Annotated in this window: 18 protein-coding genes; 17 read left to right on the top strand and 1 reads right to left on the bottom strand. The window is 59.5% G+C overall.

What is annotated here, in order from left to right:
• The first annotated feature begins 98 nt into the window (after positions 1–98).
• The 7 genes from KHO07_RS14025 (at position 99) to KHO07_RS13995 (ending at position 5885) form a co-directional block, all read left to right on the top strand.
• Positions 99–791, top strand: coding sequence for a 3-oxoacid CoA-transferase subunit A (locus KHO07_RS14025; protein WP_085702103.1), 693 nt, complete (start codon positions 99–101; stop codon positions 789–791).
• A gap of 6 nt (positions 792–797) precedes the next feature.
• Complete coding sequence (locus tag KHO07_RS14020; RefSeq protein WP_075944521.1) at positions 798–1466, top strand: 3-oxoacid CoA-transferase subunit B; 669 nt, start codon at positions 798–800, stop codon at positions 1464–1466.
• 10 nt (positions 1467–1476) lie between these two features.
• Positions 1477–2364, top strand: a complete 888-nt coding sequence (locus tag KHO07_RS14015; RefSeq protein WP_075944522.1) for an acyl-CoA thioesterase domain-containing protein — start codon at positions 1477–1479, stop codon at positions 2362–2364.
• Between the two features lie 168 nt (positions 2365–2532).
• A complete protein-coding gene (locus KHO07_RS14010) occupies positions 2533–3822 on the top strand; it encodes an MFS transporter (RefSeq protein ID WP_075944523.1) in 1290 nt (429 codons plus the stop codon).
• 32 nt (positions 3823–3854) lie between these two features.
• The gene (locus KHO07_RS14005) at positions 3855–4178 is read left to right on the top strand and encodes a 4-methylmuconolactone methylisomerase (protein WP_075944524.1); all 324 of its coding nucleotides are present in this window, start codon (positions 3855–3857) and stop codon (positions 4176–4178) included.
• Between the two features lie 58 nt (positions 4179–4236).
• Positions 4237–4515: a muconolactone Delta-isomerase gene (gene catC, locus KHO07_RS14000; RefSeq protein WP_075944525.1), complete on the top strand. Its 279-nt coding sequence runs from the start codon at positions 4237–4239 to the stop codon at positions 4513–4515.
• A gap of 101 nt (positions 4516–4616) precedes the next feature.
• A complete protein-coding gene (locus KHO07_RS13995) occupies positions 4617–5885 on the top strand; it encodes an acetyl-CoA hydrolase/transferase C-terminal domain-containing protein (RefSeq protein WP_075944526.1) in 1269 nt (422 codons plus the stop codon).
• Between the two features lie 30 nt (positions 5886–5915).
• Here KHO07_RS13995 and KHO07_RS13990 read toward each other — a convergent pair whose 3' ends face one another.
• On the bottom strand, positions 5916–6878 hold the full coding sequence (locus KHO07_RS13990) for a LysR family transcriptional regulator (RefSeq protein ID WP_075944527.1): 963 nt from the start codon (positions 6876–6878) through the stop codon (positions 5916–5918).
• A gap of 105 nt (positions 6879–6983) precedes the next feature.
• On the opposite strand from KHO07_RS13990, the gene KHO07_RS13985 reads away from it, so the two are divergent.
• The 10 genes from KHO07_RS13985 (at position 6984) to KHO07_RS13940 (ending at position 15353) form a co-directional block, all read left to right on the top strand.
• Positions 6984–7847 (top strand): VOC family protein, encoded by an 864-nt coding sequence (locus KHO07_RS13985; protein ID WP_075944528.1) that lies wholly within the window; start codon positions 6984–6986, stop codon positions 7845–7847.
• Complete coding sequence (locus KHO07_RS13980) at positions 7844–8554, top strand: class II aldolase/adducin family protein (RefSeq protein ID WP_231977883.1); 711 nt, start codon at positions 7844–7846, stop codon at positions 8552–8554. The genes KHO07_RS13985 and KHO07_RS13980 overlap by 4 nt, the downstream gene beginning before the upstream one ends.
• Before the next feature lie 2 nt (positions 8555–8556).
• Positions 8557–10026, top strand: coding sequence for a 2-hydroxymuconic semialdehyde dehydrogenase (locus KHO07_RS13975; RefSeq protein WP_075944529.1), 1470 nt, complete (start codon positions 8557–8559; stop codon positions 10024–10026).
• Between the two features lie 8 nt (positions 10027–10034).
• Positions 10035–10817: a 2-oxopent-4-enoate hydratase gene (gene dmpE / locus KHO07_RS13970; protein WP_075944530.1), complete on the top strand. Its 783-nt coding sequence runs from the start codon at positions 10035–10037 to the stop codon at positions 10815–10817.
• Positions 10818–10826: 9 nt separating this feature from the next.
• On the top strand, positions 10827–11627 hold the full coding sequence (gene dmpH / locus KHO07_RS13965; RefSeq protein ID WP_075944531.1) for a 2-oxo-3-hexenedioate decarboxylase: 801 nt from the start codon (positions 10827–10829) through the stop codon (positions 11625–11627).
• Between the two features lie 10 nt (positions 11628–11637).
• Positions 11638–11829 (top strand): 2-hydroxymuconate tautomerase, encoded by a 192-nt coding sequence (locus tag KHO07_RS13960; protein WP_075944532.1) that lies wholly within the window; start codon positions 11638–11640, stop codon positions 11827–11829.
• A 16-nt stretch (positions 11830–11845) separates the two neighbouring features.
• Positions 11846–12784: an acetaldehyde dehydrogenase (acetylating) gene (locus tag KHO07_RS13955; RefSeq protein ID WP_075944533.1), complete on the top strand. Its 939-nt coding sequence runs from the start codon at positions 11846–11848 to the stop codon at positions 12782–12784.
• Between the two features lie 11 nt (positions 12785–12795).
• Positions 12796–13833, top strand: a complete 1038-nt coding sequence (gene dmpG / locus KHO07_RS13950; RefSeq protein WP_085702100.1) for a 4-hydroxy-2-oxovalerate aldolase — start codon at positions 12796–12798, stop codon at positions 13831–13833.
• A gap of 121 nt (positions 13834–13954) precedes the next feature.
• The gene (locus KHO07_RS13945) at positions 13955–14347 is read left to right on the top strand and encodes a nuclear transport factor 2 family protein (protein ID WP_075944941.1); all 393 of its coding nucleotides are present in this window, start codon (positions 13955–13957) and stop codon (positions 14345–14347) included.
• 97 nt (positions 14348–14444) lie between these two features.
• Complete coding sequence (locus KHO07_RS13940) at positions 14445–15353, top strand: LysR family transcriptional regulator (protein ID WP_085702099.1); 909 nt, start codon at positions 14445–14447, stop codon at positions 15351–15353.
• Position 15354 lies beyond the last annotated feature (1 nt).

Here is a 15354-nt window from a genome sequence, read left to right as displayed (position 1 = left end):
TCGGGCCGCACTGGCAAGCTGATTCAAACGCGGGGTAGCGCCTTGCACTGCTTGCCAGACTCCGGCCTGGCCCCAAGAACGAGAAAGGATGTATAGCGATGATCAACAAGCTGTTGCCTAGCGCCATTGAAGCGCTGGCGGACATTCCCGACGGGGCTGTGGTGGCCGTGGGCGGCTTCGGCGGCGCTGGCATGCCCGACGACCTGATTCAGGCATTGATCGCTCAGGGCGCGACCGACCTGACTCTGGTCAGCAACAACGCCGGCCAGGGCGATACCGGTTTGGCCGCGCTGCTCAAGGCGGGCCGCGTTCGCCGGATCCTTTGCTCCTACCCGCGAATGAACGGTTCTCATGTGTTCGAGACCCTCTACCGTGCCGGAAAAATCGAACTGGAGATCGTCCCTCAGGGCAACTTGGCCGAGCGCCTGCGGGCCGCCGGCTGCGGCATCGGTGGTTTTTACACGCCGACTGGCTTTGGCACCTTGTTGGCCAAAGGCAAGGAATCGCGCACCATCGACGGCCGCAACTACGTGCTCGAATACCCCATCCACGTTGACTTCGCCTTGATCAATGCTGAGGAGGGCGATCGCTGGGGCAACCTGGTGTACCGCAAAACCGCGCGCAATTTCGCCCCGATCATGGCCATGGCCGCGCACAACACCATTGCTTCGGTCGGTCGCGTGGTGGAGTTGGGTGAGCTTGATCCGGAGCGGGTAATCACCCCCGGTATCTTCGTCAAACACATTGTCCAGCGCACCGATGTTGCGCCGGCACAGCAGCAGGTGGGATGAACAAAAATGGACAAAAACATTCGCAACGCAATGGCGGCTCGCGTCGCCCGCGACATCCCTGAAGGCGCCTACGTCAACCTGGGCATCGGCCTGCCAACCCTGGTGGCCAACCACCTGCCACAGGAGAAGGACATTTTCCTGCACAGTGAAAACGGCGTACTGGGGCGCTGGGTGGCCGCGCTTCCCGGTCAGGAAGATTGGGACATGATCAACGCCGGCAAAGAGCCGATCCAGCCGCTACCGGGCGTCGCATTCTTTCACCATGCCGACTCCTTCGGGATGATGCGCGGGGGCCATCTGGACATCTGCGTCCTTGGCGCATTCCAGGTCGCAGCCAACGGCGACCTGGCCAACTGGCATACCGGCGCTAAGGATGCCATTCCCGCAGTAGGCGGTGCGATGGACCTGGCGATCGGCGCCAAGCGCATCTTTGTGATGATGGATCACCTGGGCAAGGACGGTCAGAGCAAGTTTTTGTCCGCCTGCACCTACCCATTGACCGGGCTGGGCTGCGTCAGTCGGGTCTACACCGACATGGCCACCCTGGAACTGACCGATGACGGTGTGTTGGTGCTGGAGCTGATTGGCGATGTCACTGCCGAACGTCTGCAGGAGCTGACACCCGTGCCACTGGACTTTTCCATCCTCAACTTAGCATCAATGGCTAAGATATAAGGCGCCGGTCATGGAGCTGCATACCTCTGGACAGTACTGGGATCAGCGGGACCTGACCGAATTGCTTGCGCTGGATCTGGATGGGCAAAACCGATACCGCAGCCATACCAGTGACGTCGACAACCACGGACATGTCTATGGCGGACAATTGATCGCCCAAACGCTTTGGGCGGCGGCGCAAGGCTTGGAAGGGCGCAGCCCCAGTCTGTTGCAAATGACCTTTCTCAATGATGCCAGCCCGCTGGACACCATTGAGTACAGCGTGGAGTTGCTGCAGGACGGCCGATGCTTCTCCAACCGGCATATCTATGGCGTGCAGGGCACCGGCCTGGTGTTGAGCGCCAACGCGTCATTCCAGAAAACCAGCACTGACAGTGGCAGGGTCTATCACTTGGACCGCCTGCTGCCGACACCCGAAAGCCTGCCGACTCTCGCCGAATCGGCCGCCAGTCAGATGCATCAGGGCCACGCTCTTCGTTTGCGCTTAATTGACCGGCCTGTTCTTGACGTGCGGCCAATCCACGCTGAAAGAGCGGGCGGGCGACCAGACGATCAGCCCGAGGTCGGCTACTGGGTGCGTTTGAACCAGCCGCTGCCGAACGAAGGTTGTCTGCACCCTGCGGCGCTGGCCTATATGTCCGACTGCTGGCTCAACCGATGTCTGGTGCCGTCGCCTTCGATGCCTGATCCGTGGCAGCACGGCCGCGTCAGTCAGCTCAATCACAGTCTGTGGTTCCACAGCTCGTTAATCGATGCCAACGACTGGCTGCTTTTTCTGAGCGAGCCTGTTCGTAGCCTGGCCGGTCGCGGTTTGGTCACGACCCACATTTATCAGCGTTATGGCCGGCTTGTCGCGAGCATGACTCAAGACATGTTGCTGTCGCCGTTGGTTGCGTGAATGAGATGGTCTTAGCTATTGCGAAAGAGGGACTTCCACAACGGCAAATGGGCAGAAGCAACGAACTCCCTCATGCTGCGAATGCGGATTGCGCATCGGTAACAGAAACACCCATGGCGTTGCTCTGAGGCCATGAGCAGTTCACCAATAACAATAAGGAAGGTCATCATGTTCGATTGGTACAGGAAAGGCTCGCCTCGTGAACGCAAGACATTCTGGGCCTGCTACTCCGGCTGGGCGCTGGATTCCTACGACATGCAGATGTTCAGCTTTCTGCTGCCAACGATCATTGCCCTGTGGGGGCTGACCAAGGCCGAAGCCGGCATGGTCGGCACTGCCGCATTGCTGTCGGCGGCCATTGGCGGTTGGGCCGCCGGTATTCTCAGCGACCGCCACGGTCGTGTGCGCATCCTGATCTTCTCGATTCTCTGGTTCACTTTTTTTGGTGTGGTAGCCGGCTTCGCGCAAAACTTCGAACAGTTGCTGATCGCCCGGACCTTGCAAGGTTTCGGCTTCGGCGGTGAATGGGCGGTAGGTGCTGCGCTGATGGCTGAAGTGATCAACCCGAGTAATCGCGGTCGCGCGATGGGCTTTGTGCAGTCGGGCTTCGCACTGGGTTGGGCAGGCGCGGTAATTATCATCACCGTCATCCTCAGCCAGTTCCCGGCGGAACTGGCTTGGCGTGTCGCGTTCTGGTTCGGGGTCATCCCGGCACTGATGGTGTTGTTTATCCGCCGTCACGTCAAAGACTCCGATGCGTTTGTTCAGGCCGTTGCAAGCAAGGCGCCCAAAGCCTCTTTCTCGACCGTGTTCAAACCGCAGTACCGGCGGCTGACAATGCTATCGAGCATTCTGGTGGTCGGTCTGCAAGCGGGCAGCTACGTGATTCTGGTGTGGATACCGTCGTTGCTCAAGGACCGTGGTGTGGAGTCCGGTTCGTTGATCGCTACCATCCTGGTCATGGCGCTGGGCTGCTTTGCCGGTTTCGCCAGTACTGCTTATCTGGCGGACAAACTGGGACGGCGTCCGACGCTGATCGTGCTGTCGCTGATGTCGTGGATCGTGACCGTCACCTACATGATGATCCCGCTCAATCCACTGGTCACCCACGTCATGGGTTTCCTGGTGGGCTTCGCCGCCATTGGCATGTACGCGGCGCTGGGGCCGTTTCTCAGTGAATTGTTTCCCACCCATGTGCGCACCACCTGCATGGGCTTTTCCTACAATGTCGGCAAGTCGGTCGGTGCCACGGCGATCACAGGCGTCGGTGTGCTCTCGGTGCATGTCGGCCTGGCGCAAGCGATCGGCCTTTTTTGCCTGTGTGCTTATGCAATCTCCGTGGTGGCCTTGTTGCTGCTACCGGAAACCAAGGGCATCAGCATTGAAGTGCTGGATGCACAAGACCCGGCCGCTGACGCTGCCGCCCCTACAAATTCCACAACGCCGAAGACCGCCTGAGCGCCGTTCTTTAGCCATTCATCGAGGTCCCCATGATTCGTATCCTTTATCTGTTGGTTAAACCGGAAAGCATGAGCCACGAGCAGTTTCGAAAAGAGTGCGTGGTGCATTTCCAGATGTCCGCCGGAATGCCGGGGCTGCACAAATACGAAGTGCGACTGGTTGCCGGTAATCCTACGGATACCCACGTGCCGTATCTGGACGTAGGCCGTATCGATGCGATCGGTGAATGCTGGTTTGCCAGTGAGGAGCAGTATCAGGTCTACATGGAATCCGATATCCGCAAGGCCTGGTTCGAACATGGTAAGTATTTCATCGGCCAGCTTAAGCCCTTCGTCACTGAAGAGCTGGTTTGAGGTTTCGCGCCGCCGCTGGCAGGGGGCGCTCGTTCAACAACAATATCTGGAGTTCAACATGCTGTATTGCGTAGAAATGACCGTCAGTATTCCCCGTGACATTCCGCTGGACGAAGTGGAGCGGATCAAGGCGTCGGAGAAGGAAAGGGCCATCGACATCCAGGAGTCGGGCAAGTGGCCCCACCTGTGGCGCGTCGTGGGCGAGTACTCCAACATCAGCATCTTTGACGTCGAAGGTAACGATGAACTGCACAGCCTGCTGTCGAGTCTGCCTCTGTTCCCTTTCATGAAGATCAAAGTCACCCCGCTGGCCAAGCACCCGTCGTCGATTTTCTGATTGTCGCGGCGGCCCGCAACGGGCCGCCATTTTCCATTTGAGCCCTGTCTGCCTTGGGTCCTGTACCACAGGGCCCGGCTCGCTATTGCCAGGGTTTTGCCATGCCTCTCGAATTACAAGCCAATGCACCGGACCTCTCCAGCCTGATCCGACCCGGGGACACCGTGTTATGGGGACAGGCGAACGCCGAGCCGCTGACCCTGACCCGTGCGCTCATGGCACAGCGTCATGATTTCAAGCGCATCCGGGTGCTGCTGGGCATTGCCAACAGTGACACCTGCCGGCCCGAGCATGCCGATGCCGTGGACTTTCTCGCCTATTGCGGTGCCGGCGCAAATCGTGCGCTGGCTGACGCCGGTGTGCTGGACATTCTTGCTTGCCACTACTCTGAAATGGCGTCGCAGTTGAGTTCTGGGCAATTGCGCGTCGATGTTCTGATGCTGCAGCTTTCGCCGGCGGATGCCAACGGCCGGCACAGCCTCAGTCTGGCCAGCGAATACTTGCTCTGTGCGCTGGAACAGGCGGCCGTGGTGATCGGGGAGGTCAATCAACAGGCTCCCTGGACCTATGGTGAGCGTACCCTGGGTCTGGATGAACTGGACGCTGTGGTCTACACCGACCGTGCGCCCCTGGCGAGCGAAAGCGCGAGCATTCGCGAGGTAGACATGAAAATCGCCAGGAACATCGCCGACTTGGTCGAAGACGGATCGACCCTGCAGACGGGCATCGGTGCCATACCGGATGCAGTGCTCAGCGCCTTAAATGACCACCACAATCTGGGTGTGCATTCGGGCAGCATCGGCGACGGCGTCATGCGGCTCATGCAAAGCGGCGTGGTCAATAATTCACGCAAGAGCAGGGACGCCTGGCTCAGCGTGGGCGGCGTGCTGATTGGCAGCCAGGCATTGGCGCAGTTCGCCCATCGCAACCGGTCAGTGCATATGCGTTCCAGCGCCTATACCCACGACGCTCAGGTGCTGGCCAGTCTGGATCGTCTGGTGGCGATCAACTCCGCGGTGGAGGTCGATCTCACCGGGCAAGTGAACTCTGAGGTCGCGGCAGGCAGTTACCTGGGCGCGGTAGGGGGATCACTGGACTTCATCCGCGGCGCCCATCGTTCACGGGGCGGTCTGCCGATCATCGCACTGCCGTCCAGCGCACGGAGCAACAGTCGAATCGTTGCCCGCCTCAATGGTCCAACGACCATTCCCCGCAGTGATGCCGGGCTCATCGTCACCGAGTTTGGCGTCGCCGACCTGCGTGGACTGACCATGAAGCAAAGGGTCGACAAAATGCTCAGCATCGCCGCCCCGCAGCACCGAGCCGATCTGGAGGCGGCGTGGGCGCGGGGAGGGCTCGCAGGATCCTGACGGTACCGACAGTCCCGAGCGAGGGCGGAGTCAGTCGTCGAAAACCACTTCCTTTCCTGGCAGATCGTGGGGCAGCGCGGCGCTGACACCCGGTTGGTCGTTCTCGAACAAGGTACGCACGGTCTGGCGAATCCATTGGTGACGCGGGTCGTTCTGAAACCGCGCATGCCAGTACTGCTTGATGTCGTAAACCGGAAAGCCGTCGGGCAATTCGACGCTGCGAACATTGGCGTATTTCGCGTAAAGGCTGGCGACGGTCCGGGGCAGCACGACCACTAGGTTCGACCGCTCGATAATTGAAGCCGTACTCATGTAGTGACCCATCTGCAAAACGATATTTCGCTTAACACCGGCCTTAGCCAGGTAGCTCTCATACATCTCCTGATTACGCCCGCCATCGCGCACTTGTACATGTTCCAGGGTGCAGAATTCATCCAGGGTCAATTGTTCGTGCCGGATCTTGTGCCCCCCTCGGATCAGGCAGACCAGGTCATGGGAGAACAATCTTTGCTGATAGATGTTCGCCGCGCCGAGGTCAGGAAAGTAACCCATGACCAGGTCGACCTTGCCTTCGCGCAGATGCTCGTCCACGTCCTTGGCGGCCAGACTCAGGCTGCAAATCTGCGCAAGCGGCGCGACGCTGCGAAGGTGCCCGAGCAGCATCGGTAGAAAGGCGATTTCGCCAATCTCGCTCAAACAGAACATGAAGGGGGCGGTGCTGGTGGATGGGTCGAACACCGGATTGCTGAGGATGTCGCGGTCGATGATGTCGATCACCTCCCGCGTGCGATCAATGATGCTTTGGGCTCGTGGCGTTGCGGCCATTGTCTGACCCGAACGTACGAACAGCGCGTCTCCCAGTGACCGCCGCAAACGGGCCAGTGCCGCGCTGGCGGCTGGTTGACTCATGCCTAGACGTTGTGCCGCGGCGGTCACGTTGCCGGCTTCATGGACGGCCAGAAGCACTCTGAGAAGATTCAGATCGGTTTTCATGGGTATAACCAAAACAAATAAAATGAATAAAGATAATTTGCTATTTTTATTTTTGCCGCGACGCGAGGATTAAGTCCACATAAAAATAACGTTCGAGGCCGCTTCATGATCAATCTTCACGACATCCGCTATGTCCGTCTGGGGACGCCGGATCTGGAACAAACCCGCCTCTATGCCACCCAGATTCTGGGTCTGGAAGTGGCCCGGGTTGCCAATGGCGCCATCTATTTCCGATCCGATGATCGCGACCACACTTTGTGTTACTACGAAGGTGACCCGCAGGAGGCCACCGCGGCTTTCGAAGTGAGCACGCCCGAGGAGATGGACCATGCCGCGCAGGTGCTCGAAGATAATGGCTTTGCTGTTCGTCATGGCACTCGCGAAGACATCGAGTTGCGTGCGGTCAATGACCTGATCCAGTTCCGCGACCCGAGTGGCAACCGCATCGAATTGGTGCTCGGCCCTCATGCCAGTGGCGTGCGGCATTTCCCCTCGCGGGATGCCGGCAATACCGGTTTCAACCACATCGGCCTGCGTACCACCAACGCAAAACGCGACGAAGCGTTCTGGACACGCCTGTGCAACGCCAGGGTCAGTGACCGCATCGGCGAGGCGGCGCTGCTGCGCATCGATGAGGTGCATCACAAGATTGCGCTGTTTCCGTCCTCGCATGCGGGCGTGCAGCACATCAACCATCAGGTCGAAACCGTCGATGACATCATGCGCGCCTGGTACTTCCTTCGCGAGCGTGGCATTCGGATTCTCTTCGGCCCCGGTCGCCATCCGACTTCGGGCGCCTACTTCCTGTATTTCGAAGGGCCCGATGGCATGACATATGAGTACTCCTCGGGGGTCAGGCACATCAGCGCCGAGGAGGAAGCCGGTTACCGGCCACGGCAGTTCCCGGCGGTCCCTACGTCGTATTGCTGCTGGGGGTCGAAACCCGATATTGCGGAATTCCGTTCGTGAGTGGCGTGACCGCCACGGCCGCCCAGCAACGAGAAGTGCGGCTAGCGGCACGGGCATTGGCTCGGGCGGGCCTGGTGCATGCCTATGGTCATTGCAGCCTGCGCCTGGACGCGCATCACTTCCTGGTGTGCGCAGCCAAACCGATGGGGCTGATCGGCCCGGGAGAACCCGGTGTGGTGGTCCCCGTCGAGGGCCCGTTGCCGGAAGGCGTGCTGGGTGAGGTGCGAATCCATCAGCAGATCTATCAGCGTCGTGCCGATGTCGGTGCAGTGATTCGCAGCATGCCCGATCAGGTCATGACGTTGTCCTGCGCCGGTATTACGCCAAAGTCACGGCATGGCGCTGGCGCCTATTTTCACTCGTCCATACCTCTATGGGATGACCCGCAACTGTTGCGCGATGACGTTCAGGCGGCGGCGCTGGCCGAGCAACTGGCGGACGGTCCGGCATTGGTGATGCGCGGCAACGGCGCCGTTGTGGCCGGTGCCTCGCTGGTCGAGGCGCTGACGCTCAACTGGTACTTGGAGGATGCCGCTCATATCGAGTTGCAGCTGCATGCCGCGGGGCTGGCTGACCGGGTGCCGCCACTTGACGATGAGCAAACACGACAACGAGCGACTTACTCCGGTCGGATCTTCGAACGTATGTGGGATTACCTCACTGCCGGTGACATCGAGGCGGTCGAGCTCACACAGCAAGGAAACTGAACATGGCCACACTGCCTCTTAATGAGTTCCGCAATTTCATTGATAACCAATGGTGCGAGGGCGTTCGCACGTTCGATAACCGCAACCCCGTGGACAATAGCCTGATCGGCAAGGTCCACGAAGCCGGCCAGGCACAAGTGGACGCGGCGGTCCAGGCAGCCCGGGGCGCCTTGCAGGGCCCCTGGGGCAGTATGACCGCTGCGCAACGCATCGCTATTTTGCACAAGGTCGCCGAAGGTATTGAAAGTCGTTTCCAGGAATTCGTCGCCGCGGAAATCGCCGATACCGGTAAGCCTTACGATCTGGCCAGTCACCTGGACATTCCCCGTGGCGCGGCGAATTTCAGGGTGTTTGCAGACCTGCTGAAAAATGTCCCGAACGAATGTTTCACCATGGACACCCCCGATGGTGGCAAGGCGGTCAATTACGCCGTACGTGCACCGCGCGGCGTCATCGGGGTGATCTGTCCGTGGAATCTGCCGCTGTTGTTGATGACCTGGAAAGTCGGCCCCGCGCTGGCCTGCGGCAATACCGTCGTGGTCAAACCGTCCGAAGAGACGCCGGCGACCGCCACTTTGTTGGGTGAAGTCATGCTCGAGGCGGGGGTCCCGGCGGGTGTCTACAACGTCGTGCACGGCTTTGGTGAAAACTCGGCCGGTGCGTTTCTGACCGCTCACCCGGACGTCAACGGCATCACCTTCACCGGTGAAACCGGCACCGGCGAAGTGATCATGAGGGCAGCGGCCAAGGGCCTGCGTCCGGTGTCCCTGGAGCTGGGCGGCAAGAATGCGGCCGTGGTATTTGCCGATGCCGATCTGGAAAAAGCCGCCGCGGGCGTCGCTCGTTCGGCCTTTGAGAACAGCGGCCAGGTCTGTTTGGGCACCGAGCGCGTGTATGTCCAGCGTCCAGTGTTCGAACGTTTTGTCGCAGCGCTCAAGACAAAAGCTGAATCCCTGCGCGTGGGCATCCCCTACGAACGGGGGGTGAACATGGGCCCGCTCATTTCTCTGGGCCACCGTGAAAAAGTGCTGGGTTACTACCGTCAGGCCGTCGCCGATGGCGCTACCGTGGTCACCGGCGGAGGCGTTCCTGAGTTCAATTCCGAGTTGGCAGAAGGTGCCTGGGTACAGCCCACCATCTGGACCGACTTGCCGGAAAACTCAGCGGTGATCCGTGAGGAGATTTTCGGCCCGTGTTGTCACATCGCCCCCTTCGACGAAGAAGACGAGGTGGTGCGTCTCGTCAATGACACGCCGTACGGCCTGGCGGCCAGCGTCTGGACCTCCAACCTGCAAGTGGCCCACCGCATGGGCTCGGTTCTCAACGTCGGTGTCTGCTGGATCAATTCGTGGTTCCTGCGCGATCTGCGCACCGCTTTTGGCGGTGCGAAGCAGTCGGGTATCGGCCGAGAGGGCGGAGTGCATTCCCTGGAGTTCTACACCGAATTACGCAACGTTTGCGTGCGCCTGTGAGGTCTTTCATGAATACCCAGACACTGCATGCCTTGGGCAGCGAGTTGCACAATGCACTGACCAGCCGTGAGGCGATCGATCCCCTGAGTGAACGGTATCCGCAGCTGACGATTGAAGACGCCTACCAGATCCAGCTGGGCATGATCCAGGCGCGACTGGATGCCGGTCAGACCATCATCGGCAAGAAGATTGGGGCCACCAGTAAGGTCGTGATGGACATGCTGGGTGTGGATCAACCGGACTTCGGCCACCTGCTCAGCGGGATGTTGTACAGCGACGGTGCGGCGATCGAATGCGCCGGACTGATCGCCCCCAAGGCTGAAGGGGAAATCGCATTCGTGCTCAAACACGATTTGACCGGCCCCGGTGTCACGGTGGCGGATGTCATTCGGGCCACGGACTTTGTCATGCCTTGTTTCGAGATTGTCGATTCGCGCATTCGAGACTGGAAAATCCGCATTCAGGACACCGTCGCCGATAACGCTTCGGCCGGTGCATTCGTGCTGGGCAGCGAGTGCGTCGATCCACGGGATGTCGACCTGGCCTGTGTCGGCATGACACTGGAAAAAAATGGCGAACTGATTGCGACGGGCGCTGGCGCTGCGGCACTGGGTCACCCAGCCAATGCCGTCGCGTGGCTGGCCAATACGCTGGGGCGCTTGGGTATCGGCCTGAAGAAAGGCGAGGTGATCCTGTCCGGCTCACTGGCCGCCATGGTGCCGGTCAAGGCCGGTGATCAATTGCGCATAAGCCTGGGCGGTATCGGCTCTGCGTCCGTTCGTTTTGTTTGAGGGGATCCCATGAAACTGACACACGAGACGGTCATCGAGCTGGCCCTGCATCTGGAAAGAGCTGAGTTGACAGGTGTGGCCGTGACCAAAATAACTGACAAATTCCCTGATATGGACTGGGAGGACGCGTATGCCATTCAAGACACGATTCGCCGCCACAAAGAGCAGCGAGGTGTGCGCATCGTCGGGCTAAAGATGGGGTTGACCTCGTTCGCAAAAATGAAACAGATGGGCGTCAGTGAACCGGTCTACGGCTTTCTGACGGACTACGGTTCGTGCATGGATGGCTCGGCTATCGATGTCGATCATTTGATCCACCCCAAGATCGAGGCGGAAATTGCCTTTGTCCTCAAGCACCCATTGAAGGGCCCAGGCTGTCATGTGGGCGATGTGCTGGCCGCCACCGACTTCATTATTCCCGCCGTGGAAGTGATCGACTCGCGGTACGAAAACTTTCGCTTCGACCTCAAGAGTGTGATCGCCGATAACACCTCGGCGGCGCGCTTTGTTGTGGGCGGCAACGCCCTCGACCCCAAAGGGATCGACCTCAAATGCCTCGGCGTGGTGCTGGAAAAAAACGGCGAGGTGGTGGCAACCGCCGCAGGCGCGGCGGTGCTGGGGCATCCGGCGCAAAGCGTGGCCATGTTGGCCAACATGCTGGGCGCGCGGGGCCGTGAGCTGCCCGCGGGCACTTTCATCATGACTGGAGGCATGACCGAAGCGATCGCCGTTCAGGCGGGCGATCAGATCAATGTGCGGTATCAACATCTGGGCAGCGTTTCGATGCGCTTTCAGTCCAGCCTTCTGTGAGAACAGTCCCATGCCAATCATGCAGGTATTTCTGGTCGAAGGCCGCAGCGAGGAACAGAAGGCTCGATTGATAGCCGCACTGACCGACGCGGCCGTGAGCTCGCTGCAGGCGCCCATCGAATCGGTGCGCGTCATCATCAACGAAATGCCGAAGACAGATTTCGGTATTGCTGGCAAAACCGCCAAGGCGCTCGGGCGTTAGGTGCGAGGAAACCGTTATGAATACAAACAAGAAGAAAGTCGCGATTTTGGGTTCGGGCAATATCGGCACGGACTTGATGATCAAGATACTGCGCCAGAGTCAGCACTTGCAGATTTCGGTGCTAGTGGGCATCGATGCAGCTTCGGACGGCCTGGCGCGAGCCAGAAAAATGGGGGTGGCGGTGTCCCACGAAGGCGTCGAAGGCTTGATCGGCATGCCTGAGTTCGCCGACATCGAATTTGTCTTCGATGCCACCTCTGCCAGTGCCCATCTGGACAATGAAACCTTGCTGCGTCGACATAAACCCGACATCCGGATCATCGATCTGACACCGGCGGCGATCGGTCCGCTCTGCGTTCCGGTGGTGAATCTGGAACAGAACCTCAGCGCCACCAACGTCAATATGGTGACCTGCGGCGGCCAGGCGACCATTCCCATGGTGGCAGCCGTGTCTAGGGTAGCCGAGGTTCATTACGCGGAAATCGTGGCCTCGATCAGCAGCAAATCGGCTGGGCCCGGTACCCGTGCCAATATCGATGAGTTCACCGAAACCACCTCCAGGGCCATCGAAAAAGTCGGTGGCGCAGCCAAGGGCAAGGCCATCATTGTGCTCAATCCGGCCGAGCCGCCGTTGATCATGCGCGACACCGTCTACGTGTTGTCCGCGATGGCCAATGAGGACGAGGTCAGGAGATCCGTGGAGGAGATGGTCCGTGCCGTCAACGACTATGTTCCGGGTTATCGGCTCAAGCAGCGTGTGCAGTTCGAGCAGATTCCAGTCGACGCACCCGTGAACATCCCTGGGCATGGACGTTTCAGCGGGTTGAAAACGTCGATCTTTCTCGAAGTCGAGGGTGCCGCACATTACCTGCCGGCCTATGCGGGCAACCTCGACATCATGACTTGCGCCGCTTTGGCCACCGCAGAGCGCATCGCGCGTTCGATGGTTAACTAAAGGAACACACCATGACGTTCAATCCCGGAAAAAAACTCTACATTTCTGACGTTACGTTGCGTGACGGCAGCCATGCGATTCGTCATCAGTACTCCATCGACAACGTCCAGACCATTGCCCGTGCACTGGACAAGGCACGTGTGGACAGCATCGAAGTGGCGCATGGCGATGGCCTGCAGGGCTCCAGTTTCAACTACGGCTTTGGCGCGCACACCGACCTTGAGTGGATCGAAGCGGTCAGCGATGTGATTTCTCACGCGAAGGTCGCCACGCTGCTGTTGCCCGGCATCGGCACCGTTCACGACCTCAAGGCAGCGTACAACGCCGGCGCACGAATTGTCAGGGTCGCCACCCATTGCACCGAAGCGGACGTTTCGCGCCAACACATCGAATATGCGCGCGAACTGGGAATGGACACCGTAGGTTTTCTGATGATGAGCCACCTGACCAGCCCGCAGAATCTCGCGACCCAGGCCAAGATCATGGAGACCTATGGTGCCACCTGTATCTATGTGGTGGACTCCGGTGGCGCGATGAGCATGCAGGACATTCGCGAGCGGTTCCGCGCGCTCAAGGAAGTGCTCGACCCTACGACACACACCGGCATGCACGCTCACCATAATTTGTCGCTAGGCGTAGCCAACTCGATCGTCGCCGTGGAGGAGGGCTGCGACCGCATCGACGCTAGCCTCGCAGGCATGGGCGCCGGCGCTGGAAACGCGCCGCTGGAGGTCTTTATCGCCGCCGCCGATAGGATGGGTTGGCATCATGGCACCGACCTCTACACCCTGATGGACGCCGCCGATGACATCGTCCGTCCGCTGCAGGACCGGCCGGTGCGCGTCGATCGCGAAACCCTGGCGCTGGGGTATGCCGGCGTCTATTCGAGCTTCCTGCGCCATGCTGAAGTCGCCGCCAGGCGATATGGTCTCAAGACTGTGGACATTCTGGTGGAGCTCGGCCAGCGGCGCATGGTGGGTGGCCAGGAAGACATGATTGTCGATGTGGCGCTGGACTTGCTCAATTGTCCGAAGATCTACCCGACCTGAACCCCGGGCTTGATTGGTGCACTGGCGCAACAGGCTTTGGTGATTTTGCTGTATTGCGGTATCAGGGCGCGGAAAATAAAGTCGGGTGAAAGAAAACAACAACAAAAACGAGGATTGCTGGATGAATTACGCAATGAAAGCGATGTTTGACTGTGTCGACAGCAAAAACATCGAAGGCTTCCTGAGCTACCTGGCGGATGACGTCGAATTCCGCTTTGGCAACGCACCGAAACTGGTGGGCAAGGTGGCGATCAAGGACGGTGTGGGCGCCTTTTACTCGCAGATCCAGGGCCTTGAGCATGTCATGACCGGCGTGTGGGAACTCGATCACGTGACTATTATCGAGTTCGACAGCTACTACACCAAACACACGGGCGTCACCGTTGGCGTGCCGTGTTGTGTTGTCCTGCGTTTCAATGCCGATCGACTGATCAACGATTACCGGATCAACATCGACCTGTCCCCGGTGTTCGCTAGTGTGCCCGACAGTCATCTGATCCGCGCCACCGCCTGACCTTCGTTCCAGGTTCCCCTGCCAGTGACCTGCCAGCTGCCTCTCTCGAGGCCGGCAGGTCGCCGGCGTTCTGGAAAGACGTGATCAAGGCACCGTGATGAAAGATCTGAATTTGCTGTACATCTTCGAAGCGCTTTGGCGGGATCATTCGACGTCAATCGCAGCGCAGAACCTGGGCGTCACTCAGTCGGCCGTCAGCAGTAGTCTCAAGCGCCTGCGCCAGACCTACAGCGACCGGTTGTTTACGCTGGTCGGCCGGCGGATGGAACCTACACCTTTTTGCGCTCAAATCGCGCCGCGCCTGTTGCAGTCACTAGCCCTGATCCGGGCTGCGGAAAGCCAGATGCTCGAGTTCGATCCGGGACTTTGCCGCAAGTCGTTTACCGTTAGAATGCTCGATGTGGGGGAAGTGGTGTGCCTACCGCCGATTCTGAAAAAGCTGGCCGCCGATGCCCCCCTGGCGCGCATGAACACCGTCGGAGGCGGCGTGGAGGAAACCCTCAACGGCTTGGCCACCGGCAGGATCGATCTGGCAATGGGCTTCATGCCGACTTTGCAAACCGACATACATCGATTGCCGGTGTTTTCCCAGCACTACGTGTGTGCCATGCGCCGCGACCATCCCTTGGCCAACAAGGTAATGTCCCTGGACGAGTTCATCGCTTGCGACCATCTACTGGTGGAGGCGGGCGGTACCGGCCATCAGGCGCTGGAGCGTGCCTTGATCGATGCGGGGGGCGCGGACTGCGTCAAGATGCGCGTGCCTCATCATCTGTCCAGTCCGCACCTACTGCTGGACAGTGACCTAATCTGGACGCTGCCATGTGCGCTCGGCAAGACGCTGGCGCGCTTTTACCCGTTGGCTATCCAGCCCTTGCCGCTGCAGATTCCTTCGTTCGAGATTGATCTGTACTGGCACGATCGCTTTCATCGAGACCCACAGAATAAATGGCTGCGCGAAATGATGGGCCGGGTTTTGAAGAGTCAGCAGGCGCAGTGGCAATAAC

The sequence above is a fragment of the Pseudomonas sp. PP3 genome, assembly GCF_905336995.1.
Lineage (GTDB): Bacteria > Pseudomonadota > Gammaproteobacteria > Pseudomonadales > Pseudomonadaceae > Aquipseudomonas > Aquipseudomonas reinekei.
This window is presented reverse-complemented; position numbering and strand designations above follow the sequence as displayed.

What these genes read in the sequence shown, in the direction of transcription:
- KHO07_RS14025 (WP_085702103.1), top strand. Translation starts at nt 99, where the DNA reads ATGATCAACAAGCTGTTGCCTAGCGCCATTGAAGCGCTGGCGGACATT.
- KHO07_RS14020 (WP_075944521.1), top strand. Translation starts at nt 798, where the DNA reads ATGGACAAAAACATTCGCAACGCAATGGCGGCTCGCGTCGCCCGCGAC.
- KHO07_RS14015 (WP_075944522.1), top strand. Translation starts at nt 1,477, where the DNA reads ATGGAGCTGCATACCTCTGGACAGTACTGGGATCAGCGGGACCTGACC.
- KHO07_RS14010 (WP_075944523.1), top strand. Translation starts at nt 2,533, where the DNA reads ATGTTCGATTGGTACAGGAAAGGCTCGCCTCGTGAACGCAAGACATTC.
- KHO07_RS14005 (WP_075944524.1), top strand. Translation starts at nt 3,855, where the DNA reads ATGATTCGTATCCTTTATCTGTTGGTTAAACCGGAAAGCATGAGCCAC.
- catC (WP_075944525.1), top strand. Translation starts at nt 4,237, where the DNA reads ATGCTGTATTGCGTAGAAATGACCGTCAGTATTCCCCGTGACATTCCG.
- KHO07_RS13995 (WP_075944526.1), top strand. Translation starts at nt 4,617, where the DNA reads ATGCCTCTCGAATTACAAGCCAATGCACCGGACCTCTCCAGCCTGATC.
- KHO07_RS13990 (WP_075944527.1), bottom strand. Translation starts at nt 6,878, where the DNA reads ATGAAAACCGATCTGAATCTTCTCAGAGTGCTTCTGGCCGTCCATGAA.
- KHO07_RS13985 (WP_075944528.1), top strand. Translation starts at nt 6,984, where the DNA reads ATGATCAATCTTCACGACATCCGCTATGTCCGTCTGGGGACGCCGGAT.
- KHO07_RS13975 (WP_075944529.1), top strand. Translation starts at nt 8,557, where the DNA reads ATGGCCACACTGCCTCTTAATGAGTTCCGCAATTTCATTGATAACCAA.
- dmpE (WP_075944530.1), top strand. Translation starts at nt 10,035, where the DNA reads ATGAATACCCAGACACTGCATGCCTTGGGCAGCGAGTTGCACAATGCA.
- dmpH (WP_075944531.1), top strand. Translation starts at nt 10,827, where the DNA reads ATGAAACTGACACACGAGACGGTCATCGAGCTGGCCCTGCATCTGGAA.
- KHO07_RS13960 (WP_075944532.1), top strand. Translation starts at nt 11,638, where the DNA reads ATGCCAATCATGCAGGTATTTCTGGTCGAAGGCCGCAGCGAGGAACAG.
- KHO07_RS13955 (WP_075944533.1), top strand. Translation starts at nt 11,846, where the DNA reads ATGAATACAAACAAGAAGAAAGTCGCGATTTTGGGTTCGGGCAATATC.
- dmpG (WP_085702100.1), top strand. Translation starts at nt 12,796, where the DNA reads ATGACGTTCAATCCCGGAAAAAAACTCTACATTTCTGACGTTACGTTG.
- KHO07_RS13945 (WP_075944941.1), top strand. Translation starts at nt 13,955, where the DNA reads ATGAATTACGCAATGAAAGCGATGTTTGACTGTGTCGACAGCAAAAAC.
- KHO07_RS13940 (WP_085702099.1), top strand. Translation starts at nt 14,445, where the DNA reads ATGAAAGATCTGAATTTGCTGTACATCTTCGAAGCGCTTTGGCGGGAT.